The sequence below is a fragment of the Arthrobacter pityocampae genome (assembly GCF_002927275.1).
Taxonomy (GTDB): domain Bacteria; phylum Actinomycetota; class Actinomycetes; order Actinomycetales; family Micrococcaceae; genus Arthrobacter_D; species Arthrobacter_D pityocampae.
The window spans coordinates 23,555-40,232 of sequence record NZ_PRKW01000003.1; the positions used below are offsets into that span (position 1 = coordinate 23,555).

14 protein-coding genes and 2 pseudogenes are annotated in these 16,678 nt (G+C 68.4%); 6 read left to right on the forward strand and 10 right to left on the reverse strand.

Annotated features, from left to right (window positions below):
- Positions 1-20: 20 nt before the first annotated feature.
- Both C4K88_RS06565 and C4K88_RS06570 read right to left on the reverse strand, forming a co-directional pair.
- Positions 21-368, reverse strand: a complete 348-nt coding sequence (locus C4K88_RS06565) for a YciI family protein (protein ID WP_104120854.1) — start codon at positions 366-368, stop codon at positions 21-23.
- A gap of 28 nt (positions 369-396) precedes the next feature.
- The gene (locus C4K88_RS06570; RefSeq protein ID WP_104120855.1) at positions 397-807 is read right to left on the reverse strand and encodes a VOC family protein; all 411 of its coding nucleotides are present in this window, start codon (positions 805-807) and stop codon (positions 397-399) included.
- 84 nt (positions 808-891) lie between these two features.
- Here C4K88_RS06570 and C4K88_RS06575 point away from each other — a divergent pair, with 84 nt between their 5' ends.
- The gene (locus tag C4K88_RS06575) at positions 892-1,857 is read left to right on the forward strand and encodes a quinone oxidoreductase family protein (RefSeq protein ID WP_104120856.1); all 966 of its coding nucleotides are present in this window, start codon (positions 892-894) and stop codon (positions 1,855-1,857) included.
- Positions 1,858-2,011: 154 nt separating this feature from the next.
- Here the strand turns inward: C4K88_RS06575 and C4K88_RS06580 are convergent, their stop codons facing one another.
- On the reverse strand, positions 2,012-3,451 hold the full coding sequence (locus C4K88_RS06580) for an HNH endonuclease (protein ID WP_241521751.1): 1,440 nt from the start codon (positions 3,449-3,451) through the stop codon (positions 2,012-2,014).
- A 274-nt stretch (positions 3,452-3,725) separates the two neighbouring features.
- Between C4K88_RS06580 and C4K88_RS18225 the strand changes: the two are divergent.
- A pseudogene (locus C4K88_RS18225) lies at positions 3,726-4,085 on the forward strand (IS110 family transposase); the annotation flags it as partial.
- 135 nt (positions 4,086-4,220) lie between these two features.
- Positions 4,221-4,604 (forward strand): annotated as a pseudogene (locus tag C4K88_RS18230) (transposase); the annotation flags it as partial.
- 673 nt (positions 4,605-5,277) lie between these two features.
- Here C4K88_RS18230 and C4K88_RS06595 read toward each other — a convergent pair.
- From C4K88_RS06595 to pheS, 3 genes are all read right to left on the reverse strand, one after another.
- On the reverse strand, positions 5,278-6,795 hold the full coding sequence (locus C4K88_RS06595) for a TIR domain-containing protein (RefSeq protein ID WP_104120860.1): 1,518 nt from the start codon (positions 6,793-6,795) through the stop codon (positions 5,278-5,280).
- Between the two features lie 641 nt (positions 6,796-7,436).
- Positions 7,437-9,983 (reverse strand): phenylalanine--tRNA ligase subunit beta, encoded by a 2,547-nt coding sequence (pheT, locus tag C4K88_RS06600; protein ID WP_104120861.1) that lies wholly within the window; start codon positions 9,981-9,983, stop codon positions 7,437-7,439.
- Positions 9,984-11,066: a phenylalanine--tRNA ligase subunit alpha gene (gene pheS, locus C4K88_RS06605; protein WP_104120862.1), complete on the reverse strand. Its 1,083-nt coding sequence runs from the start codon at positions 11,064-11,066 to the stop codon at positions 9,984-9,986.
- Positions 11,067-11,225: 159 nt separating this feature from the next.
- Between pheS and C4K88_RS06610 the strand changes: the two genes are divergently transcribed.
- Complete coding sequence (locus C4K88_RS06610) at positions 11,226-11,708, forward strand: eCIS core domain-containing protein (RefSeq protein WP_104120863.1); 483 nt, start codon at positions 11,226-11,228, stop codon at positions 11,706-11,708.
- A 6-nt stretch (positions 11,709-11,714) separates the two neighbouring features.
- Here C4K88_RS06610 and pcp read toward each other — a convergent pair whose 3' ends face one another.
- Positions 11,715-12,353 carry a pyroglutamyl-peptidase I gene (gene pcp / locus C4K88_RS06615; RefSeq protein ID WP_104120864.1) on the reverse strand — a complete coding sequence of 213 codons (639 nt, stop codon included), beginning with the start codon at positions 12,351-12,353 and terminating at the stop codon, positions 11,715-11,717.
- A gap of 65 nt (positions 12,354-12,418) precedes the next feature.
- Between pcp and C4K88_RS06620 the strand changes: the two genes are divergently transcribed.
- Positions 12,419-13,474, forward strand: coding sequence for an Rv2578c family radical SAM protein (locus tag C4K88_RS06620; protein ID WP_146065634.1), 1,056 nt, complete (start codon positions 12,419-12,421; stop codon positions 13,472-13,474).
- A 19-nt stretch (positions 13,475-13,493) separates the two neighbouring features.
- Here the strand turns inward: C4K88_RS06620 and C4K88_RS06625 are convergent, their stop codons facing one another.
- Both C4K88_RS06625 and C4K88_RS06630 read right to left on the reverse strand, forming a co-directional pair.
- Positions 13,494-13,949, reverse strand: a complete 456-nt coding sequence (locus C4K88_RS06625) for an NUDIX domain-containing protein (protein WP_241521752.1) — start codon at positions 13,947-13,949, stop codon at positions 13,494-13,496.
- A 61-nt stretch (positions 13,950-14,010) separates the two neighbouring features.
- Positions 14,011-14,256 (reverse strand): hypothetical protein, encoded by a 246-nt coding sequence (locus tag C4K88_RS06630; RefSeq protein ID WP_104120865.1) that lies wholly within the window; start codon positions 14,254-14,256, stop codon positions 14,011-14,013.
- A 246-nt stretch (positions 14,257-14,502) separates the two neighbouring features.
- Between C4K88_RS06630 and C4K88_RS06635 the strand changes: the two genes are divergently transcribed.
- Positions 14,503-15,771 carry an MFS transporter gene (locus C4K88_RS06635; RefSeq protein WP_104120866.1) on the forward strand — a complete coding sequence of 423 codons (1,269 nt, stop codon included), beginning with the start codon at positions 14,503-14,505 and terminating at the stop codon, positions 15,769-15,771.
- Here C4K88_RS06635 and C4K88_RS06640 read toward each other — a convergent pair.
- Complete coding sequence (locus C4K88_RS06640) at positions 15,745-16,677, reverse strand: TrmH family RNA methyltransferase (RefSeq protein ID WP_104120867.1); 933 nt, start codon at positions 16,675-16,677, stop codon at positions 15,745-15,747. The two genes, C4K88_RS06635 and C4K88_RS06640, sit on opposite strands and share 27 nt — an antisense overlap.
- Between the last annotated feature and the right edge of the window lies 1 nt (position 16,678).

The window sequence follows — 16,678 nt, forward strand, 5'->3', positions numbered from 1 at the left end:
GCGCCGTGTGATCGCCGGGTCTAGGCGATGATGCCACCACTGTGGACGGGGCGGACCTCGACGCCGCCCGTGCTGGTGCGCACCGCCGGATTCTGGCGGGCGATCGCGATGGCTGCGTCGAGGTCCGGAGCGTCCACGACATAGAAGCCGGCGACGAACTGGTCGGCCTGCACGAACGGGCCCGCCGCGGTGCCGTCCCGTCGGATGGACACCGCCTGGGCGCGGGGTGTCAGGGCGTAGGCCAGTGACATGGTGCCGGTGGAGGAGAGGTCCCGGGCGTGCTGATCGTTCTTTTCGAGGTCGGTCGCCGGCGCGTCCGTCGCATGGAGGGATTCGTCGGCGTAGATGAGGATGGCGAACTGCGGCATGGGGCGTCCTTTCGAACCGGTCGGTCGCTCAGGCTTGGGGCTCGTACCCGATGAGCCAGCGGAGGCCGTGGCGGTCGGTGACCTGGCCGTCCGAGGCTCCCCACGGTTTCGGCGTCAGCGGGTCGATGTTCGTTCCGCCGACGGACAGGGCGTCGAACCAGGCGTCGAGAACCGCCGGCGCGGCGGTTCCCAGCAGCGACAGCAGAAGGCCCTGGAACCGTACGGCCGGCTCCCCTGGTGCGGCATCCGATCCGGCGAGGGCGACGACGCCGTCGAGCACCCCGTGGGCGACGGCATCCGGCGGGCCGTCGGTCCTGCCGAACTCCTCGTAGGAGTGCAGGGTCAGCTCGCCCCCGAAGACGTCGGCATAGAAACCCAGGGCCTCCCGCGCGGTACCGGGGAAGCTGAGGTAGACGAGGGGTGCGGCTGTGGTGGGCATCACGTCAGCCTGCCATACCCCGGCCCGGACGGACAGGGACCGCCGCGGGAATAGCATGAGGGAACGCCACCGAAAGGAACCACCATGCCGTCAGCCATCGTCGTCACCGCACCGGGCGGTCCGGACGTCCTCACCGTCGCGACCGTCGACCGCCCTGCACCCGGTCCGGGTCAGCTGCTGGTGAGGGTCGCCGCGGCCGGGGTCAACTTCATCGAGACCTACCAGCGCAGCGGCGCCTACGCCGTCGACCTCCCGTTCACCCCGGGCGCCGAGGCTGCCGGGACGGTAGAAGAACTGGGTGAGAGCGTCACGGACTTTGCCGTCGGTGACCGCGTCGCGTTCGCGGAAGGGACGGGGACGTACGCGGAGTACGCGCTCGTGGCGGCCGACCGGGCGCTTCCCGTGCCCGAGGGCGTGGACCTGGAGACCGCGGCCGCGCTCCCGCTGCAGGGCATGACCGCGCACTACCTGATCAACTCCACCTTCCCGGTCCGGCCGGAGCACGCAGTCCTCGTCCATGCGGGTGCGGGCGGTGTGGGCCTGCTGCTCATCCAGCTGCTCAAGGCCAAGGGCGCCCGGGTGATCACCACGGTCTCGACCCCGGAGAAGGAGGAGCTCGCGCGCGCTGCCGGCGCCGACGAGGTGCTCCGCTACGAGGGATTCGCCGAGGCCGCGAAGACCCTGACGGAGGGGGTGGGTGTGGACGTGGTGTTCGACGGCGTAGGCCGGGCGACGTTCGACGACTCGCTGCGCTCACTGCGGATCCGTGGCACCCTCGTGCTCTTCGGGGCGGCATCAGGTGCGGTACCCCCGCTCGACCTGCAACGCCTCAACAGCGGCGGCTCACTCTTCGTCACCCGTCCCACACTCGGGCACTACCTGCTCACTCCCGAGGAGCGGCGGTGGCGGTCCGAGGAGCTCTTCGGCGCGGTAGCGTCCGGTCAGCTCGACGTTCGTATCGGGGCCCGGTACGCCCTCGCCGATGCGGCCCGTGCGCACGAGGACCTGCAGGCTAGGCGCACCACGGGCAAGGTGCTGCTCATCCCCTGAGGCGGACGCGCCTCGGTGGATGACGGCGGCTGAACGGACGGCGCATGACGGACAAGGTGCTGCTCATCCCCTGAGCCCTGCGTGGGTCGGCAGGCTGACTGTGGTTGGAGCGGTGGGCCGAGTGTCGGTGAGTCTCAAGGACCGTCAGGGAGCCTTACGCGTACACGAAGTCGACCCGCAGGCTCCGTTGTACGTGAGGATATGCCTGAGTGCTGCGACCATCGGGTGCGTGGCTCGGCGATGGGGGCGGCGCCGAGGAACGGTGTTGCGTCCCGGCTTCCTGCTCACGGCCCCTCCCGCTGGGCCTGCTGCCGGGCAGCGGTGGCGCGGTGGAGTGGTAGATGTGCCCCGTAGGCGTGGTGACCTTCAGGCCATGCCGTCGCCGGGGGTCCGCGTGTGGTCGTGCTCTCCAGCCGTCGAGTTCCTTGGTGTGGTTGCACGCCTCGCACAGCCCGGCCCCGTTGGCCAGGCTGGTGGGTCCGTTGGTGTGCCAGGGGATGATGTGGTCGTAGTGGCGGATCGGCGCGTCGCAGTACGGGGTCCGGCAGAGATCGTCGCGGGCCTGGAGGAACCGGCGCTGCCCGGTTGTGAAGAGCCGTGACCGGGAGTCGACGCCGACCAGCTCCCCACTTCCCGGGGCGGTGTAGAGCCGCCGGAGCCAGACCTCAAAGCCTCGCTTTGGCTCGATCGATGACCCGCTTGCCCCGCCGGAGACCTGACCAGTTGCCTGGTCGACTGGGAATTCCTTGAATTGCCCTGGGTTCGTGGTGGTGAGGAGGTCCCGGGCCCAGCCGGCGGGCACGATCCCGTACCCAGTCAGCCGGGCCGGTTCGCTGTCGCCCTGCAGCAGGGTCCTATCCGTCATGATCAGCTGCACCTCGACGCGGGAGAACCCGCCCGAGGTGCCGGTGGTCCGCTCCACCAGGGCATCCGCCATCAACTGGCCCCTGCTGCGCTCATCCCCGATGGCACGGCAGGTGTCGGCGTGCCGGGTCAGCTCCGCATGCACCGCCACCCCCTGGGCGACCGGCAGCAGGGCGGTCAGATACGTCATGGTGTCCGGGGCCGGGCGCAGACTCACATGCCGGTCCCTGGCGGCGTGGCTGGCCCGCTGGGTGACGCTGCGCGGGTCCCGCCGGTACGCCGCCGCCCGCGCCGCGGCCACCAGCTGCCGGTCCCCGGCGCCGTCGAAGGCGCCCGTGTCGGGGCTGAGTTCCTCGTCGACCGCGCACCGGTCCGCAGCCGACAGGCACGCGGTCTCCCGGACCAGCAGGGTCGCCCGCCACTCATTCAGGCGACCCGACTCCAGGGCTGCGAGGGTGTGCGGCATCTCCGTCACCAACGCCCTGGCCAACCCCAGCAGCCGGCCGCCCCGGGCCGGGGACTCCCTGCGGGCCAGGGCGAGCTGCGCGCCCAGTCCACGACCCTGCTCCGCCACCGGGACACCAGCCCGTGCCTGGACCCGGCGCTGGGCCAGATCGAACGCGACCGCGGCCCGCGCCTGCCGACCGGCAATCGCCGACTTCAACTCCTCCAGGGCACGCACCTCATCGATCAGCTCCAGATCACCCGCGCTCAAAGGCAAGGAGGCCATTCCGTCGATGAGATCCCGCGTGCGGCCAATCTGCACAGGACCAGCCGGTCCCGCACTTTGCCCAAGAGCGCTACCGCCAACGATGACTACTTTGAGCGGAGCGTTTCGGCTGCTGTCCATACCGAATTTTCCCAACCGCCACCGACATTTTGAGGACCGCTACGAGCCACTTCCTGTGAGGGCTCATTACAATGCCAACGGCTTGTCGACAGACTCGGTGGGACCAGGAACCGCTCCCTCGGCCAACGCCCGCAAGAGGATTCGTATACACGGCCGTCGGATTGCAAACCTGCACCCAGGCCAGGCCAAGACTGATGCCCGGGACGCCATGACCATCGCCGAGGCGGTCCGGTCCATGCCGCACACCCGCGCTCGATCGCCCTGGATGATGAGACGCTGGCCGAACTCGGCGTGCTCTGCGGCTTCGACGACGACCTCGCAGCGCAAATCACCGCGGCGTCGAACCGGATCCGCGGACTGCTCACCCAGGTCCATTCCACCCTGAAGCGAGCCCCAGGCCCGCACCTTTACCACCCAACCGTGGCCAATCTGCTGACCCGTTATCCGACACCGCCCGCGCTGAAGACCACTGGCCGCGGGCACATCCGCGCCCGGCTGAAGAAACACGCACCCTGCACCGCCGACCGCCTCACCGCCTCACCGCCTCACCGCCTCACCGCCTCACCGCCTCACCGCCTCACCGAGGCCATCTTCACCACGCTCGGGGAAAAATTGTCGTCGTCACGGGCACCAGTGCGAAGCCATCGGAGCCCAGGTTGAAACCCTCGTAGAGGCCCACCCTCTTCACAAGGTCCTGACCCCGATGCCCGGCATTGGCGTCAGGACCTGCGCCCGCATCCTCACCGAAGTGACCGGCAAACACTTCGCCAGCTCCGCCCACCTTGCCTCCTACGCTGGAATCATCTCCGTCACACGGCGCTCGGGAACATCCGTACGCGGCGAGCACCCGAGCCGCCGCGGGAACGAGAAACTCAAACGCGCCCTGTTCCTCTCCGCCTTCGCAGCACTGCGCCACCCACCCTTAAGGACCTACTACTACCGGAAACGAACCGAAGACAAACGCCACAACCAGGCCCTAGTCGCCCTCGCACGGAGGCGCTCTGACGTTGTCTTTGCCATGCTCCACGACGGAAACCTCAACCAAGACCCGACACACAAGCAACCTGACCTCAGCTGGCTGACGAAAACTATAGAGGCACCACCTGACCAACGCGGCGATCGACGTGCGTCGGGACAATCCCACGTTCACGTATCGGTTCGTCGCCGACGAGTTAGACGACCGAGGTCTCGGCACTAACGCCGGTTCAGAGCCCACCGCGATGCCTGAACGAACGTTCGAGAGCGTCGAGCCACGAAAAATGCCATGCCCAAGCTTGGATAGAAAGCAATGCCTCGGGGAACAGGTCGACGTGCTCTTGCATTATCGGCATCGGGAGTCCGACACCGACCGCGCCGGCGATGACCGTCACGGACACCTTCAGAGAGCAATGGGCAGCCGTCGTGGCGGGTGGATCAAAGTCTCTGAGCTCCGAATGCCGCGGCTGCTGTTCGGCTTCGGTCTGTGTTCGTCTGCGCGCCGTAACCGGCGGCGGCGGTTCCCAGCATCTGAAGCTGAACGGTGCGATCGCGCCTCGATCGTTACTCCTCGCGCTGCCGGCTTACATTACCCCACCACTCCTAGAACCAGGCAGCTTCAGGTCTCAAACGCACCCTCATTCGTGACGAGCTTCGTGAGTCATCCTTCTGCCTCAGCTGGGTTTTGACGCACCTGCTGTACACACAATTTCTCACTAGCTTGTATCGAGCTATTCCGCGTCCAAGTCATCGCGCGCCACATGCGCCGCTGAAAGCCTTCGGTCCGCGATTTTCTTGCATAGCTCTTCGACTATTGATGCGATCTGTTCCTGGAAATCATTGGCTCGATCAAATGTAAGACCACCAACCTTGCGACTCTCATCGAACATGCCTGGCGAAGCGTCGGCGAACCAGACAGGAATCACGTCGTTTGTCCCGAAGCGGGCCTTGAAAGCGTCACTCTCGAATTTGGTCCAAACTTTATTCGGGTATTCAGGGCCGAGGAGGCAGACCACGAAGCTGGCTTCTGTTCGGTAGATAGGTCCGAGATACTCTTCTACATTCTCGGCCAAAATCCGTGACTGCTCATTCTTGTCGTAGAATACTTCAAGTTCATTCTCGGTCAGAGCGTCGAAAAGCGCTTCGGCGACGTCCCGGTCCGCGCCTGCGAAACTGAGTGCAAAGTCCTTGGTTTGACCAAACGATATGTTTAGATAACCGACTTGAATGGCCAACTTGCTCCATGCAAGGTTTCGGATGAAGTAGTAGAACTTTGGGTCTTCAACCGAAACGACTTTAGTCGTGGGTTCGTAGTGAAGGAGGTCACTTAACTGCTTAGTGGGGTCGTTGATGAGGTCGGTGAGGTACCCCTTTTTCACAACTTGACCGATGCTGCCTCGAAGTTCCGAGTGCAGCGCGAGAACTCTATCGACGTCGATAGACCATTCGTCGGCTTCTCCTAGCCATTTAAGTAGATGTAGATAGGGAGCTCGACCTTCGCGTTTTAGCTTTGTACCTTTTGCGAAAGCAATAGCAGCGCGGCCGAACTCCGCCTCGAACCGATCCATAATGCGCCCGTTCACCAGTTCGAAACTGATGTCCAGTGTCGCTTTAGGTCCTGCAACAGTCTTTGTAATGCCTTTCGCCAAGCAGGCGTCATGGCAAAGGAACTGCACAAGGTTGAAGCTGCCATTGGCTGCAGCGATGATCTCGTCTGAGATCGGTATCGACATGTTCAATGACTCTTCGCCAAGTCGGACAACCTCTCTCAGATGATCGTCGGGTTCACGTTGAAAGCGAATTACCTCCATACGCGCTGCCACGTCTCGTCCAAATGAGATTAGCGATTCGCCAGCCTTGTTAATCCCCAAAATCACAAGCTTGGTTGTTTCAACGCTCTCGTCAGCCAATGTCTTCAGATAGTCAGCCACCTTTTGGCTGACGCGGCTGGGTAACCGATGAAAGTCGTCGACCACAACGACGCCGGCATCGGGAAAATCGGGGAGCGACTCAATTACTTCGACGTCACCAAGTTTTCGGGCGCTTAGTTCAGTCACACTTTGCTTGATCCCAAGTTCTTCGATTGCTCGACGAACAGCCGTAGTCTTTCCTATTCCCGACGGACCCTCAATGACTATACCTCTCCCCTTTGCTTCCAAGGCGACCTTGAGCCTTGCATACTCGACGGGTTCCACAAAAGTGATTGTCGGGACACCGGATAGTGGAAAGACATCGCTCAAAGAGGGCATACCCCAACTCTACATTTGAAATCGAGTATGCCTCGCATGCGCGGTGTCGTGTCCCCAATGTTGGAACACATTGTCCGACAAGTCACAGCCACTCCTTCCGTGTGAGCTGCAGCGGTCAATCGCACGAATCCCGCCGCCCTATGTGGCGGGTCAAGGAGTCACGTAAGGCCGGCCTGCGACCGGAATCCTACTCGCCGACCTGCGGAAGAAGGACACGCCCGCCCGAATTCCGATCGCGGTGATTCCCATAAGACCCGCCCGAGAGAATACCCGGTAAAGGTGCCCTGAGCGTCAGCCGGCATGCTCATCGGGTACCCCAGGTTTGGACCCCCGAACAAGACCTGACCGCCCAACGCGTTGGAATCTGAACCCTCGGAGCCTTCGACGAAAGTGCCCGCATCGTTCGCGGCCGAATCGGCACGGACTGCGCCCGAATACGACGCGATGCCCTCGCTGCCAGCCCCGCAGGAAGAATCCGCGTGGCCGCGAACTCAAGCAGTATGCGCATACCCTGCCTGCGGCCTGGGACCTCGCCGTGGAACCCACGGGGAGGGGCGTCGTCGATTGGGATCCCCCCGGTCAGGGAGAAGGCCCGCTCCCACCGGGGGAACGGGCCTTCCGTCGGTCGCGCTGCTACAGGATCAGCGCTGCACGGCAGCGTGCCGCTCGGCCGCGAGGGCCACCGCGGCGTCCCGCGCCGCGCTGGCCTCGTCCGCCGTCAGGGTGCGGTCCGGAGCGCGAAAACGCAGCGCGAACGCCAGGGACTTCCGCCCCTCGGGGATGCCCTGTCCGATGTAGACGTCGAACAGGCTGACGTCCTCGAGGAGCTCCCCCGCGCCCTCCCTCAGGGTCTCGAGCACGTCGCCCGCAACCACGGCGGAGTCGACGACGAGCGCGACGTCCTGCGTGGCCGGCGGATAGGTGGACAGCGACCGCGCGACGATGACGTCGGCGGCGGCCTCGAACAGCAGGTCCACGGTGATCTCCAGGGCCACCGTGCGCGCGGGGAGATCCTGCGCGGCGATCAGCTTGGGGTGCAGTTCGCCCGCGTAGCCCAGCACCTCACCGCTGCGCAGCGAGAATTCCGCCGTGCGGCCGGGGTGGAACGCCTGGTGGTTGCCCTGCCGGACCACGACGTCCACGCCGGTCACCTGAGCCATGAGCTGCACGACGTCGACGGCGTCCGCCCAGTCCCAGGCGCGTGGGATGACACCGGCGGACGGCGCCGTCTCGTGGCCCGTGAACAGCGCGGCGACCACCAGCGGCTGGTCCGGGATCCCGGAGTGCAGTCCGTCGAGGACGGCGTCGTCGGGCTTGATGCCCAGCGGCGGGATCGACTCGGAACCGAGGGTACCGCCGTCGGGCAGGAAGACCGATCCCGCCTCGAACAGGGCCAGGTCGCGGAAGCCGCGTGAGTGGTTCCGCTTCGCCAGCTCCACGAGGCCGGGCAGGATCGACCGCCGGAGGAAGCCCAGCTCGGCGCTGAGCGGGTTCGCGAGCTTCACCGACGCCGGTGGCGCACCCTCGTCGGGCGTGCCGAACACGGAGTTCGACGCCTCGCTGACGAACGGGTAGGACAGCACCTCGGTCAGCCCTGCCGCCGCGAGGGCGTTCAGGAGCCGACGCCGCTGCTGCTGCACGCGCGTCAGGCCGCGCCCTGGCGGGGCGACCGGCAGCGACGACGGGATGGTGTCGTAGCCGACGAGCCGGATGATCTCCTCGGTCAGGTCTTCTCGGGTTTCAAGGTCGCTGCGCCAGCTCGGCGCGGTGACGCGGTAGCCGCCGTCCATCTCCTCGACCGTCGCACCGAGGTCCGTGAGCGTGCCCCGGATCTGCTCGTCGGTGAACTCGCGTCCGATCAGGCGGGCCGGGAAGTCGGCGGCGAGCTCGATGACCCGCGGTTCCGGTGCCTGCCCGACGTCGGTGACGGCGTCGTCGACGGTCCCGCCGGCGAGCTCGATGAGGAGGTCGACGGCGCGCTGCGCGGCGATGTCCGCGACGGTCCAGTCCACACCGCGCTCGAAGCGCTTGGACGCCTCGGACGGCAGCCGGTGGCGGCGGCGGGACCGGCCGATGCTGACGGCGTCGAAGTGCGCGGCCTCGATGAGCACGTTGTCCGTACCCGCAGAGACCTCCGTGGAGGCGCCGCCCATGACGCCGGCGATGCCGATGGGTCCCGACGCGTCCGTGATGAGGAGGTCCTCGGCGTCGAGCGTGCGCACCTTGTCGTCGAGGGTCCGGAGCGTCTCGCCTGCTGCGGCACGCCGGACCACGATGTCGCCCGAGAGCGTGTCGAGGTCGTAGAAGTGGAGCGGCTGGCCGAGCTCGAGCATCACGTAGTTGGAGATGTCGACGACGAGCGAGATGGAGCGGATGCCGGCGAGGCGCAGCCGCGCGGACATCCACGGCGGCGTGGGGCGCGTGGGATCCACGCCGCGGACCGTGCGCGCCACGAACCGGTCGCAGCCGGGCGTGCCGTAGACGGGAGCGGTGTCCTCCAGTCGCACCGGGTATCCCCCGGGCGCGGCGGGCGGGACGACGACGGCGTCCGCCGGGTCGGTGAAGGCCGTCCCGGTGGCGTGCGCGTACTCGCGGGCGGCGCCGCGGATGGAGAAGCAGTACCCGCGGTCGGGAGTCACGTTGATCTCCGCGGCCTGGTCGTACAGGCCGAGGAGCTCCAGGGCGTCGGTGCCGACGTCGGGGTCGAGTCCGAGGGTTGACAGCACGAGGATGCCGTCGTGGTCCTCGCCGATGCCGAGCTCGCGGACGGAGGCGATCATGCCCGCGGACACGTGGCCGTAGGTCTTGCGGGGGCTGATGCGGAAATCGCCCGGCAGCACCGCACCGGGCAGGGTGACGACCACCTTGTCACCCTCGACGAAGTTGTGCGCACCGCACACGATCCCCTGCACGCCCGAGGGATCGATGCCGTCGCCCGCGAGGGTCTGCTCGGCGCCCTCGGGCACCACGCGGACCTCGCACCAGTTGATGGTCTTGCCGTTGGACTGCGGTTCCTTGACGATGCTGAGGACCTGGCCCACCACGATCGGGCCGGTCAGCTCGTCCGTGGGACGGTGGACGTCCTCCTCCTCGAGGCCCACCTTCACCAGCTCGGCCATCACGTCTTCCGCGGTTGCATCCGCAGGCACGGCTGCGTACTCGCGCAGCCAGGACAGTGGGATTCTCATCTAGATCTCCATCCCGAAGTGTTCGCTGAAACGTACGTCGCCCTCGATCATGTCGCGCATGTCGACGACCTCGTTGCGGAACATGAGTGCCCGCTCGATCCCCATGCCGAAGGCGAACCCGGAGTAGACGTCCGGGTCGATGCCGGTGGCGCGCAGCACGTTGGGGTTGACCATGCCGCAGCCGCCCCACTCGATCCAGCGCGGACCACCCTTGGCGCCCGGGTGCCAGATGTCGAGCTCCGCGCTCGGCTCCGTGAAGGGGAAGAAGTTGGGACGCAGGCGCACCCTGGCGTCGTCACCGAACAGCTGCTGCGTGAAGTGCTCCAGCGTTCCCACGAGATCCGCCATGGTGAGCCCCTTGTCGATGACGAGGCCCTCGAACTGGTGGAAGACCGGCGTGTGGGTGGCGTCGAGCTCGTCCGTGCGGAAGACCTTGCCCGGGCACAGCACGTAGAAGGGCAGGTCGCGCTCGAGCATGGAGCGGACCTGGACCGGGGAGGTGTGGGTGCGCAGCACGAGGTGCGCCTCGGGCGGGTCGACGAAGAACGTGTCCTGCATCTCGCGGGCCGGGTGGTCGGGCTTGAAGTTCAGGGCGTCGAAGTTGAACCACTCGGACTCGAGCTCGGGGCCTTCGGCGATCTCCCAGCCCATGCCGACGAAGACGTCGATGACCCGCTCCTGCAGCGTGGACAGCGGGTGCCGGGCGCCGGTCCGACGACGGCGCGGGGCAGCGGTGACGTCCACGGCCTCCTCCACGAGGATCCGCGCGTCGCGCTCGGCCTCGAGCTCGACCGTGCGGGCGGCGAGCGCCTGGTTGATCCGTCCCCGGGCGGGGCCGATGTTCTTGCCGGCCGCCGACTTCTGCTCCTTGGGCAGGGCGCCGATGCCCCTGTTGGCGAGGCTCAGCGGCGACTTCTCACCGGTGTGCGCGATCCGGACCGCCTTCAGGGCGTCGAGGTCGGCCGCGGCCGCGATGTCGGCGAGCGCTGCCTCGACGGCTGAGGCCACCGACGCGGCGTCCAGCGGATCGGGGACCTGGGCATCGCGGCCGGTGGGCGCGGCGTGCTCTGGGGTTTCGGCCATGGGGTTCTCGTACCTTGCACTCTCGAAGCGTGCGGCGGGCGGTTCGCTGCTGCGGGCCACGCCGTGGACAGGAAAACGCCGGGACGCAGCAGGGCGCACCGGCGTCTCAAGTCTAGGCGACGGGTTCGGCGGAGGAGCAACAGCCTCTACGATGGCGGCATGAACCGGAGGCTCGTGCCGTTCCTCAACTGGATCAACCTGTCGACGCCGTGCGGCCTCGCGGTCGCGGCGCTGTCCGGCTGCCGCGTCTCGTCCGGGCCGTACGGCATCCTGCTCGCGGAGGGCTACCGCCGTCGCCTGCCGAAGGCGCGGGCCTTCACGGTGGGCAGCGTGGTGCTGCTGCGGGGCACCGCACCCCGTCCCCCGTCGCGGGCGTTCCTCCGGCTCCTCGAGCACGAGGCGCGTCACGCACGCCAGTACGCGGTGTGTTTCGGCCTGCCGTTCCTCCCGGCGTATCTGGCGGCGGCGGGCTACTCGCTCCTGCGCACCGGGGACCCCGCATCGCGGAACCTCTTCGAGCGCGGGGCAGGGCTGGCCGACGGCGGCTACCGGGAGCGCCCGGTGCGTCCGCTACGCGAGACGGCCGTGGCAGCGATCAGGCCCCTGGCCGGTGCCGGCCGCCTTCGCTCCGGCTCGCGGTGACGCCGGTCAGTGCTCCGCGCCCGCGGTGACCCGAGCGTCGACGGGGGTGTCCGCCGTCGTCGTCGCGATCATCGCGAGGGCCTCGGCCATCGCCTCGACGGCGAGTCCGGGCTGCCCGTGGGCCGCTCCCTGCTCGGAGGAGTAGGGCACGTGGACGAACCCGCCGCGGGTGCTCCGCCGATCCCCGAGCAGATCCATCAGCCCGTAGAAAAGGTGGTTGCACACATAGGTACCCGCGGTCTGCGAGACCTCGACCGGGATACCCAGCCCGGCGACGGCCTCCCGGCAGGCCTTGATCGGCAGGGTGCTGAAGTACGCGGCGGGGCCGGACGCGACGACGGGTTCGTCGATCGGCTGGTTCCCGGCGTTGTCGGGGATGCGGGCATCGTCGACGTTGATGGCCACGCGTTCCAGCGAGATGCTCCCCCGCCCTCCGGCCTGCCCGACGCACAGGACGATCGCCGGTTCGTACTCCCCGAGCGCGGCCTCCAGTGCCTCGATGCTTCGCCCGAACACGCACGGCACCTCGACGGCGACCGCAGCCCGACCCTGCGCACACAGCAGGTCCGCCGCACGCTCCGCGGCCTGCCAGGACGGATTGGTCGATTCTCCCCCGAAGGGTTCGAAGCCGGTCAGGAGGATCATGCCCCCAGCCTAGACGCTTCATCGACCACCTGACGGAGTATTAGTACGCGTGTTCTAATAGATCCATGCGATGGGAAGGCCAGAGGATCACGGGCGACGACGGTGCGCCGGAGTCGCCGCCGCTGCTGCCGCTCGCGGGGCTCGTCCGGACGGTGCGGACGCCGGACTTCGCCGGGATCACGTTCCACGAGGTCGCCGCGAAGTCAGTCCTCAACCGGGTCCCGCCGACGTCGTCGATGCCCTTCTCCTGGACCATCAACCCGTTCCGCGGCTGCTCCCACGCCTGCGTGTACTGCTTCGCCCGCAAGACCCACAGCTATCTGAACCTGGACACGGGACTCGACTTCGACGCTCAGCTCGTCGTCAAGATCAACGCCGCCGAGGTGCTCGCCCGTGAGCTGGGCAAGCCCTCCTGGACGCGTGAGCACGTGGCCCTGGGCACCAACACCGACCCCTACCAGCGGGCCGAGGGTCGCTACCGGCTCATGCCGGGCATCATCTCCGCCCTCGCGGACTCGGGGACCCCCTTCTCCATCCTGACCAAGGGAACCCTGCTCGCCCGCGACATCCCGCTCCTGACGGCGGCATCGCGGTCGGTCGGCGTGGGCATGGGGATCTCCCTCGCGCTGGTGGATCCGGTGCTCGCCGAAGCCATCGAACCGGGCACGCCTGCCCCGAAGGCGCGGCTCGCGCTCATCTCCCGGCTCCGCGAGGCCGGGCTGCCGTGCGGGGTCATGGCCATGCCGATCCTCCCCTGGCTCACCGACGGCGACGCATCGCTCGATGAGCTGTTCGGTGCCCTGGCCGGCGCCGGAGCCACGGGCGTGACGGCCGGGCCACTGCACCTCCGGCCCGGTTCCCGCGAATGGTTCATGCAGTGGCTCGCAGCGCACCACCCGCAGCTCGTCCCGCGGTACGAGGAGCTCTACCGGGGCGGGAGCTATGCGTCGAAGGAGTACCGGGAGTGGCTGTCCGGGAGGATCCGGGTCTTCCGCCGCAAGCACGGCCTCGTGGCGGGCGCCGGGTTCTTCCGCAACCTGTCGGCGGAAGGATCGCCGGGCGCTGACGCCGTCGTTCCGATCGCTCCCGCACCGGATCCCGTGCAGGCATCGCTCTTCTGAGAGAGGGGCGGCGTACTCGTCAGGGGATGGCGGGGGACGCGGTGGCCGCCCGCAGCGCTGCGAGGATGGGCCGGTCGGCGGGGATCCACGGCAGCGCCTCGAGGTGGTCGCCCGGGCTCAGCGGCAGCCAGCGCAGGTCGTCGTGGTCCTGCAGCGGCTGCGCCTCCCCGACTGCCACCTCGGCCAGCCAGACGCGCATCGCGGCCCGCTCGTTCAACGGCCACCCCTGCGGCCCGGGCCCGGTGATCTCGGCGCCGAGCCGGGCGGTGACCCCGAGCTCCTCCTCGAGTTCCCGCAGCAGGGCGTCCTCGCAGCTCTCGCCGGCCTCCACTTTCCCGCCGGGGAACTCCCACATGCCGGCGAACTGCGGCGGCGCCGACCGCCGGGCGACGAGCAGGCGGGCGGGATGCTCGAGGGAGTCGACGAGGGCCGCCCCCACGATCTGGAGGAGCTGGTGGGGAGGTGGTTGCGTCACCCGCCGAGTCTATCGACGACGGCCGGCACCCCGGACCGCAGCAGCCGCCCGGGAAGCCGGTTCAGCTCTCCTCCGGGGACGCGAGCCCGTCTCCCGGTTCCGTCCGGTGCTCGGGGTTGTCGCCGCGGCGGTACTCCCCGTGCGGGCTCAGCCCGGGCACCTGCTGGCCGGCGTTGAGCTCGGTGGACGTATAGCCCTCCTCGGAGAACTCCGCTGCGCTCTCGGCCTCAGGCTCCTCCGGCAGGTTGATGTCGTCGCGCAGATGCTCGCTCTGCGGCAGCTGGTCGGGGGACGGTGTCCAGCCCATGGTGTGCTCCCATCAGTCGGTCGTCGATCGTCGTCCACGTCGACGATCGCCTCCTCACCATGGACCCGACGACGATCGCAACACAAATCCCCTCGTGCCGCTCCGCCCGGTTGCATTTCGGGGCCGCGCCTCATCGTCACCTAGGCTGGAACGGACGACGGCGTCCGCGTCGCCGTCCCTCTCCCCCTCCGGGGTATCCCCGGCGGCCGATCCTCCCGTTCCCGAGATCCAGCCGCAAGGACACCCATGACCGCTTCCGCTCCCCCGTCGACGCCGAACCGGCTCACCGGCCGGCCGCTCCTCCTCGCCATCGGCGCACTCGCGGTGGGCGGCTTCGCCATCGGCACCACCGAGTTCACCATCATGGGTCTGCTGGAGGAGATGCGGGCGGATCTCGGCGTCGACTACGCGCAGGGCGGGCACGTGATCTCCGCCTACGCCCTCGGCGTCGTGGTCGGCGCGCCGGTCCTCGCCACGCTGGGCGCGAAGAGGCCGCAGCGCGCCGTCGCCCTCGCGCTCATGGCCCTCATCACCGTGGCCAACCTGTCCTCCTACTTCGCAACCGGTTTCGGCTGGATGCTCGCCTCGCGCTTCCTCGCGGGCCTCCCGCACGGAGCCTATTTCGGTGTGGCCGCCGTCATCGCCGCGTCCCTCGCGGACCCCGCGCGCCGGGGACGCGCCATCGCCATGGTGATGCTCGGCCTCAGTATCGCCAATGTGGTGGGTGTCCCGTTCGCCACCTGGCTCGGCCAGCAGTTCGGCTGGCGTTCCATGTTCCTGTTGGTGGGACTGATCGGGGCGACGACGCTGGTGCTCGTCCGCGCCTTCGTCCCTGACGTCCCTGTCAGGCCCGGCGCGAGCATCCGCACGGAACTCGGCGCCCTGCGCCGCCCGCAGCTCTGGATGACCCTGCTGATCGGGATCGTCGGCTTCGGCGGGTTCTTCGCGGTCTACTCGTACATCTCCCCGACCATGACCGAGGTGGCGGGCCTCAGCGCATCGCTCCTGCCCCTCGTGGTCGCGCTGTACGGCGTGGGCATGGTGGTCGGCAACATCGTGGGCGGCCGCCTCGCGGACAGGTCCATCATGGGCAGCATCTACGGCGTCATGGTGGCCATCACGGTGGTGCTGCTGCTGTTCCCCCTCGCGGCGACTCTTCCCTGGACGGCCTGCCTCTTCGTCTTCCTGGTCGGCACGAGCGGATCGGCGCTCATCCCGCCCCTGACGGCCCGCCTCCTGGACGTCTCGCCCGGAGCGCCGTCGCTCGCGTCGTCGATGAACCATTCGTCGCTGAACACGGCCAACGCGCTCGGCGCGGCGCTCGGCGGCGCGGTCATCGCCGCCGGCTGGGGCTTCACCGCACCCGCCCTGGTGGGTGCCGTGCTCGCGGTCCTGGGGCTCGGCATCGCGCTGCTCAGCGGCAGGATGGATCGGCGCAGCACCGAGCGCAGAGGGCGCCCGGAGGCAGGATCGTCGGAGCCGGCGGACTCAGCGGACGCGCTGCGCGCGGGCTGAGGCGTAGAGGCACACGGTGGCGGCGGTGCCGACGTTGAGGGACTCCGCGCTGCCGTAGATGGGCACGGCGACCCGCGCATCCGCAGCAGCGGTGGCCTCGGCGGGGAGGCCCTGCGCCTCGTTGCCGAACAGCCAGGCGCCGGCGTCCTCCAGGTGCACCGGGGAGCCGTCGGTCCTGGCGTCGTCGGTCCGTGCCTCACCGGCCACGGCGAACCGGCGCTGCGCGCTGGCGTCCTGCAGGTCATCGAGGCTGGTGCTGCCGTAGCCGTCGGCGGCGAGGACGGTCATGCCCGCGTCCCGCAGACGCTCCGGGAGCCCGTCGAGGTCGACGCCGAGCACGAGCGGCAGGTGGAAGAGGGAGCCCACGGTGGAGCGCACGGTCTTCGGATTGTAGGGGTCCACGCTGGCGCCGGTGAGGATGACGGCGTCGGCGCCGGCGGAGTCCGCCGCCCGGATGATGGTGCCGGCGTTGCCCGGGTCCCGTACCTCCACGAGGACGGCGACGAGGCGCGGGGCGGCGGAGAGCACGGCCTCGAGGGGGACGTCCACGAACCGGCACACCGCGATGAAGCCCTGGGGCGTGACCGTGGAGGACATGGCGGCGAGGACCTCGGCGGTGACCAGCCGCACGGCCGGAACGCCGTCCTGGTGGGAGAGGTCGGCGATGTCGGGGTGGCGCTCGAGGGCGTCGGCCGTGGCGTACACATCGACGACGACGCCGTCCTGCCCGTCCGCGTGGCGGGCGAGATGCAGGCGCAGGGCCTCCCGGACGGCCTGGGGCCCCTCGGCCAGGAACTCCCGTCGCCTTAAACGCGACGGACGCCCGGCCAGGCGGGCCACCTCCTTCACCCGGTCAGCATGGGTGTTGGTCATCAGTGGCGCCTGGGGGCGTCCGTTCACAGTCATC

What these genes read in the sequence shown, in the direction of transcription:
- C4K88_RS06565 (WP_104120854.1), bottom strand. Translation starts at nt 368, where the DNA reads ATGCCGCAGTTCGCCATCCTCATCTACGCCGACGAATCCCTCCATGCG.
- C4K88_RS06570 (WP_104120855.1), bottom strand. Translation starts at nt 807, where the DNA reads ATGCCCACCACAGCCGCACCCCTCGTCTACCTCAGCTTCCCCGGTACC.
- C4K88_RS06575 (WP_104120856.1), top strand. Translation starts at nt 892, where the DNA reads ATGCCGTCAGCCATCGTCGTCACCGCACCGGGCGGTCCGGACGTCCTC.
- C4K88_RS06580 (WP_241521751.1), bottom strand. Translation starts at nt 3,451, where the DNA reads ATGGCCTCCTTGCCTTTGAGCGCGGGTGATCTGGAGCTGATCGATGAG.
- C4K88_RS06595 (WP_104120860.1), bottom strand. Translation starts at nt 6,795, where the DNA reads ATGCCCTCTTTGAGCGATGTCTTTCCACTATCCGGTGTCCCGACAATC.
- pheT (WP_104120861.1), bottom strand. Translation starts at nt 9,983, where the DNA reads ATGAGAATCCCACTGTCCTGGCTGCGCGAGTACGCAGCCGTGCCTGCG.
- pheS (WP_104120862.1), bottom strand. Translation starts at nt 11,066, where the DNA reads ATGGCCGAAACCCCAGAGCACGCCGCGCCCACCGGCCGCGATGCCCAG.
- C4K88_RS06610 (WP_104120863.1), top strand. Translation starts at nt 11,226, where the DNA reads ATGAACCGGAGGCTCGTGCCGTTCCTCAACTGGATCAACCTGTCGACG.
- pcp (WP_104120864.1), bottom strand. Translation starts at nt 12,353, where the DNA reads ATGATCCTCCTGACCGGCTTCGAACCCTTCGGGGGAGAATCGACCAAT.
- C4K88_RS06620 (WP_146065634.1), top strand. Translation starts at nt 12,419, where the DNA reads ATGCGATGGGAAGGCCAGAGGATCACGGGCGACGACGGTGCGCCGGAG.
- C4K88_RS06630 (WP_104120865.1), bottom strand. Translation starts at nt 14,256, where the DNA reads ATGGGCTGGACACCGTCCCCCGACCAGCTGCCGCAGAGCGAGCATCTG.
- C4K88_RS06635 (WP_104120866.1), top strand. Translation starts at nt 14,503, where the DNA reads ATGACCGCTTCCGCTCCCCCGTCGACGCCGAACCGGCTCACCGGCCGG.
- C4K88_RS06640 (WP_104120867.1), bottom strand. Translation starts at nt 16,677, where the DNA reads ATGACTGTGAACGGACGCCCCCAGGCGCCACTGATGACCAACACCCAT.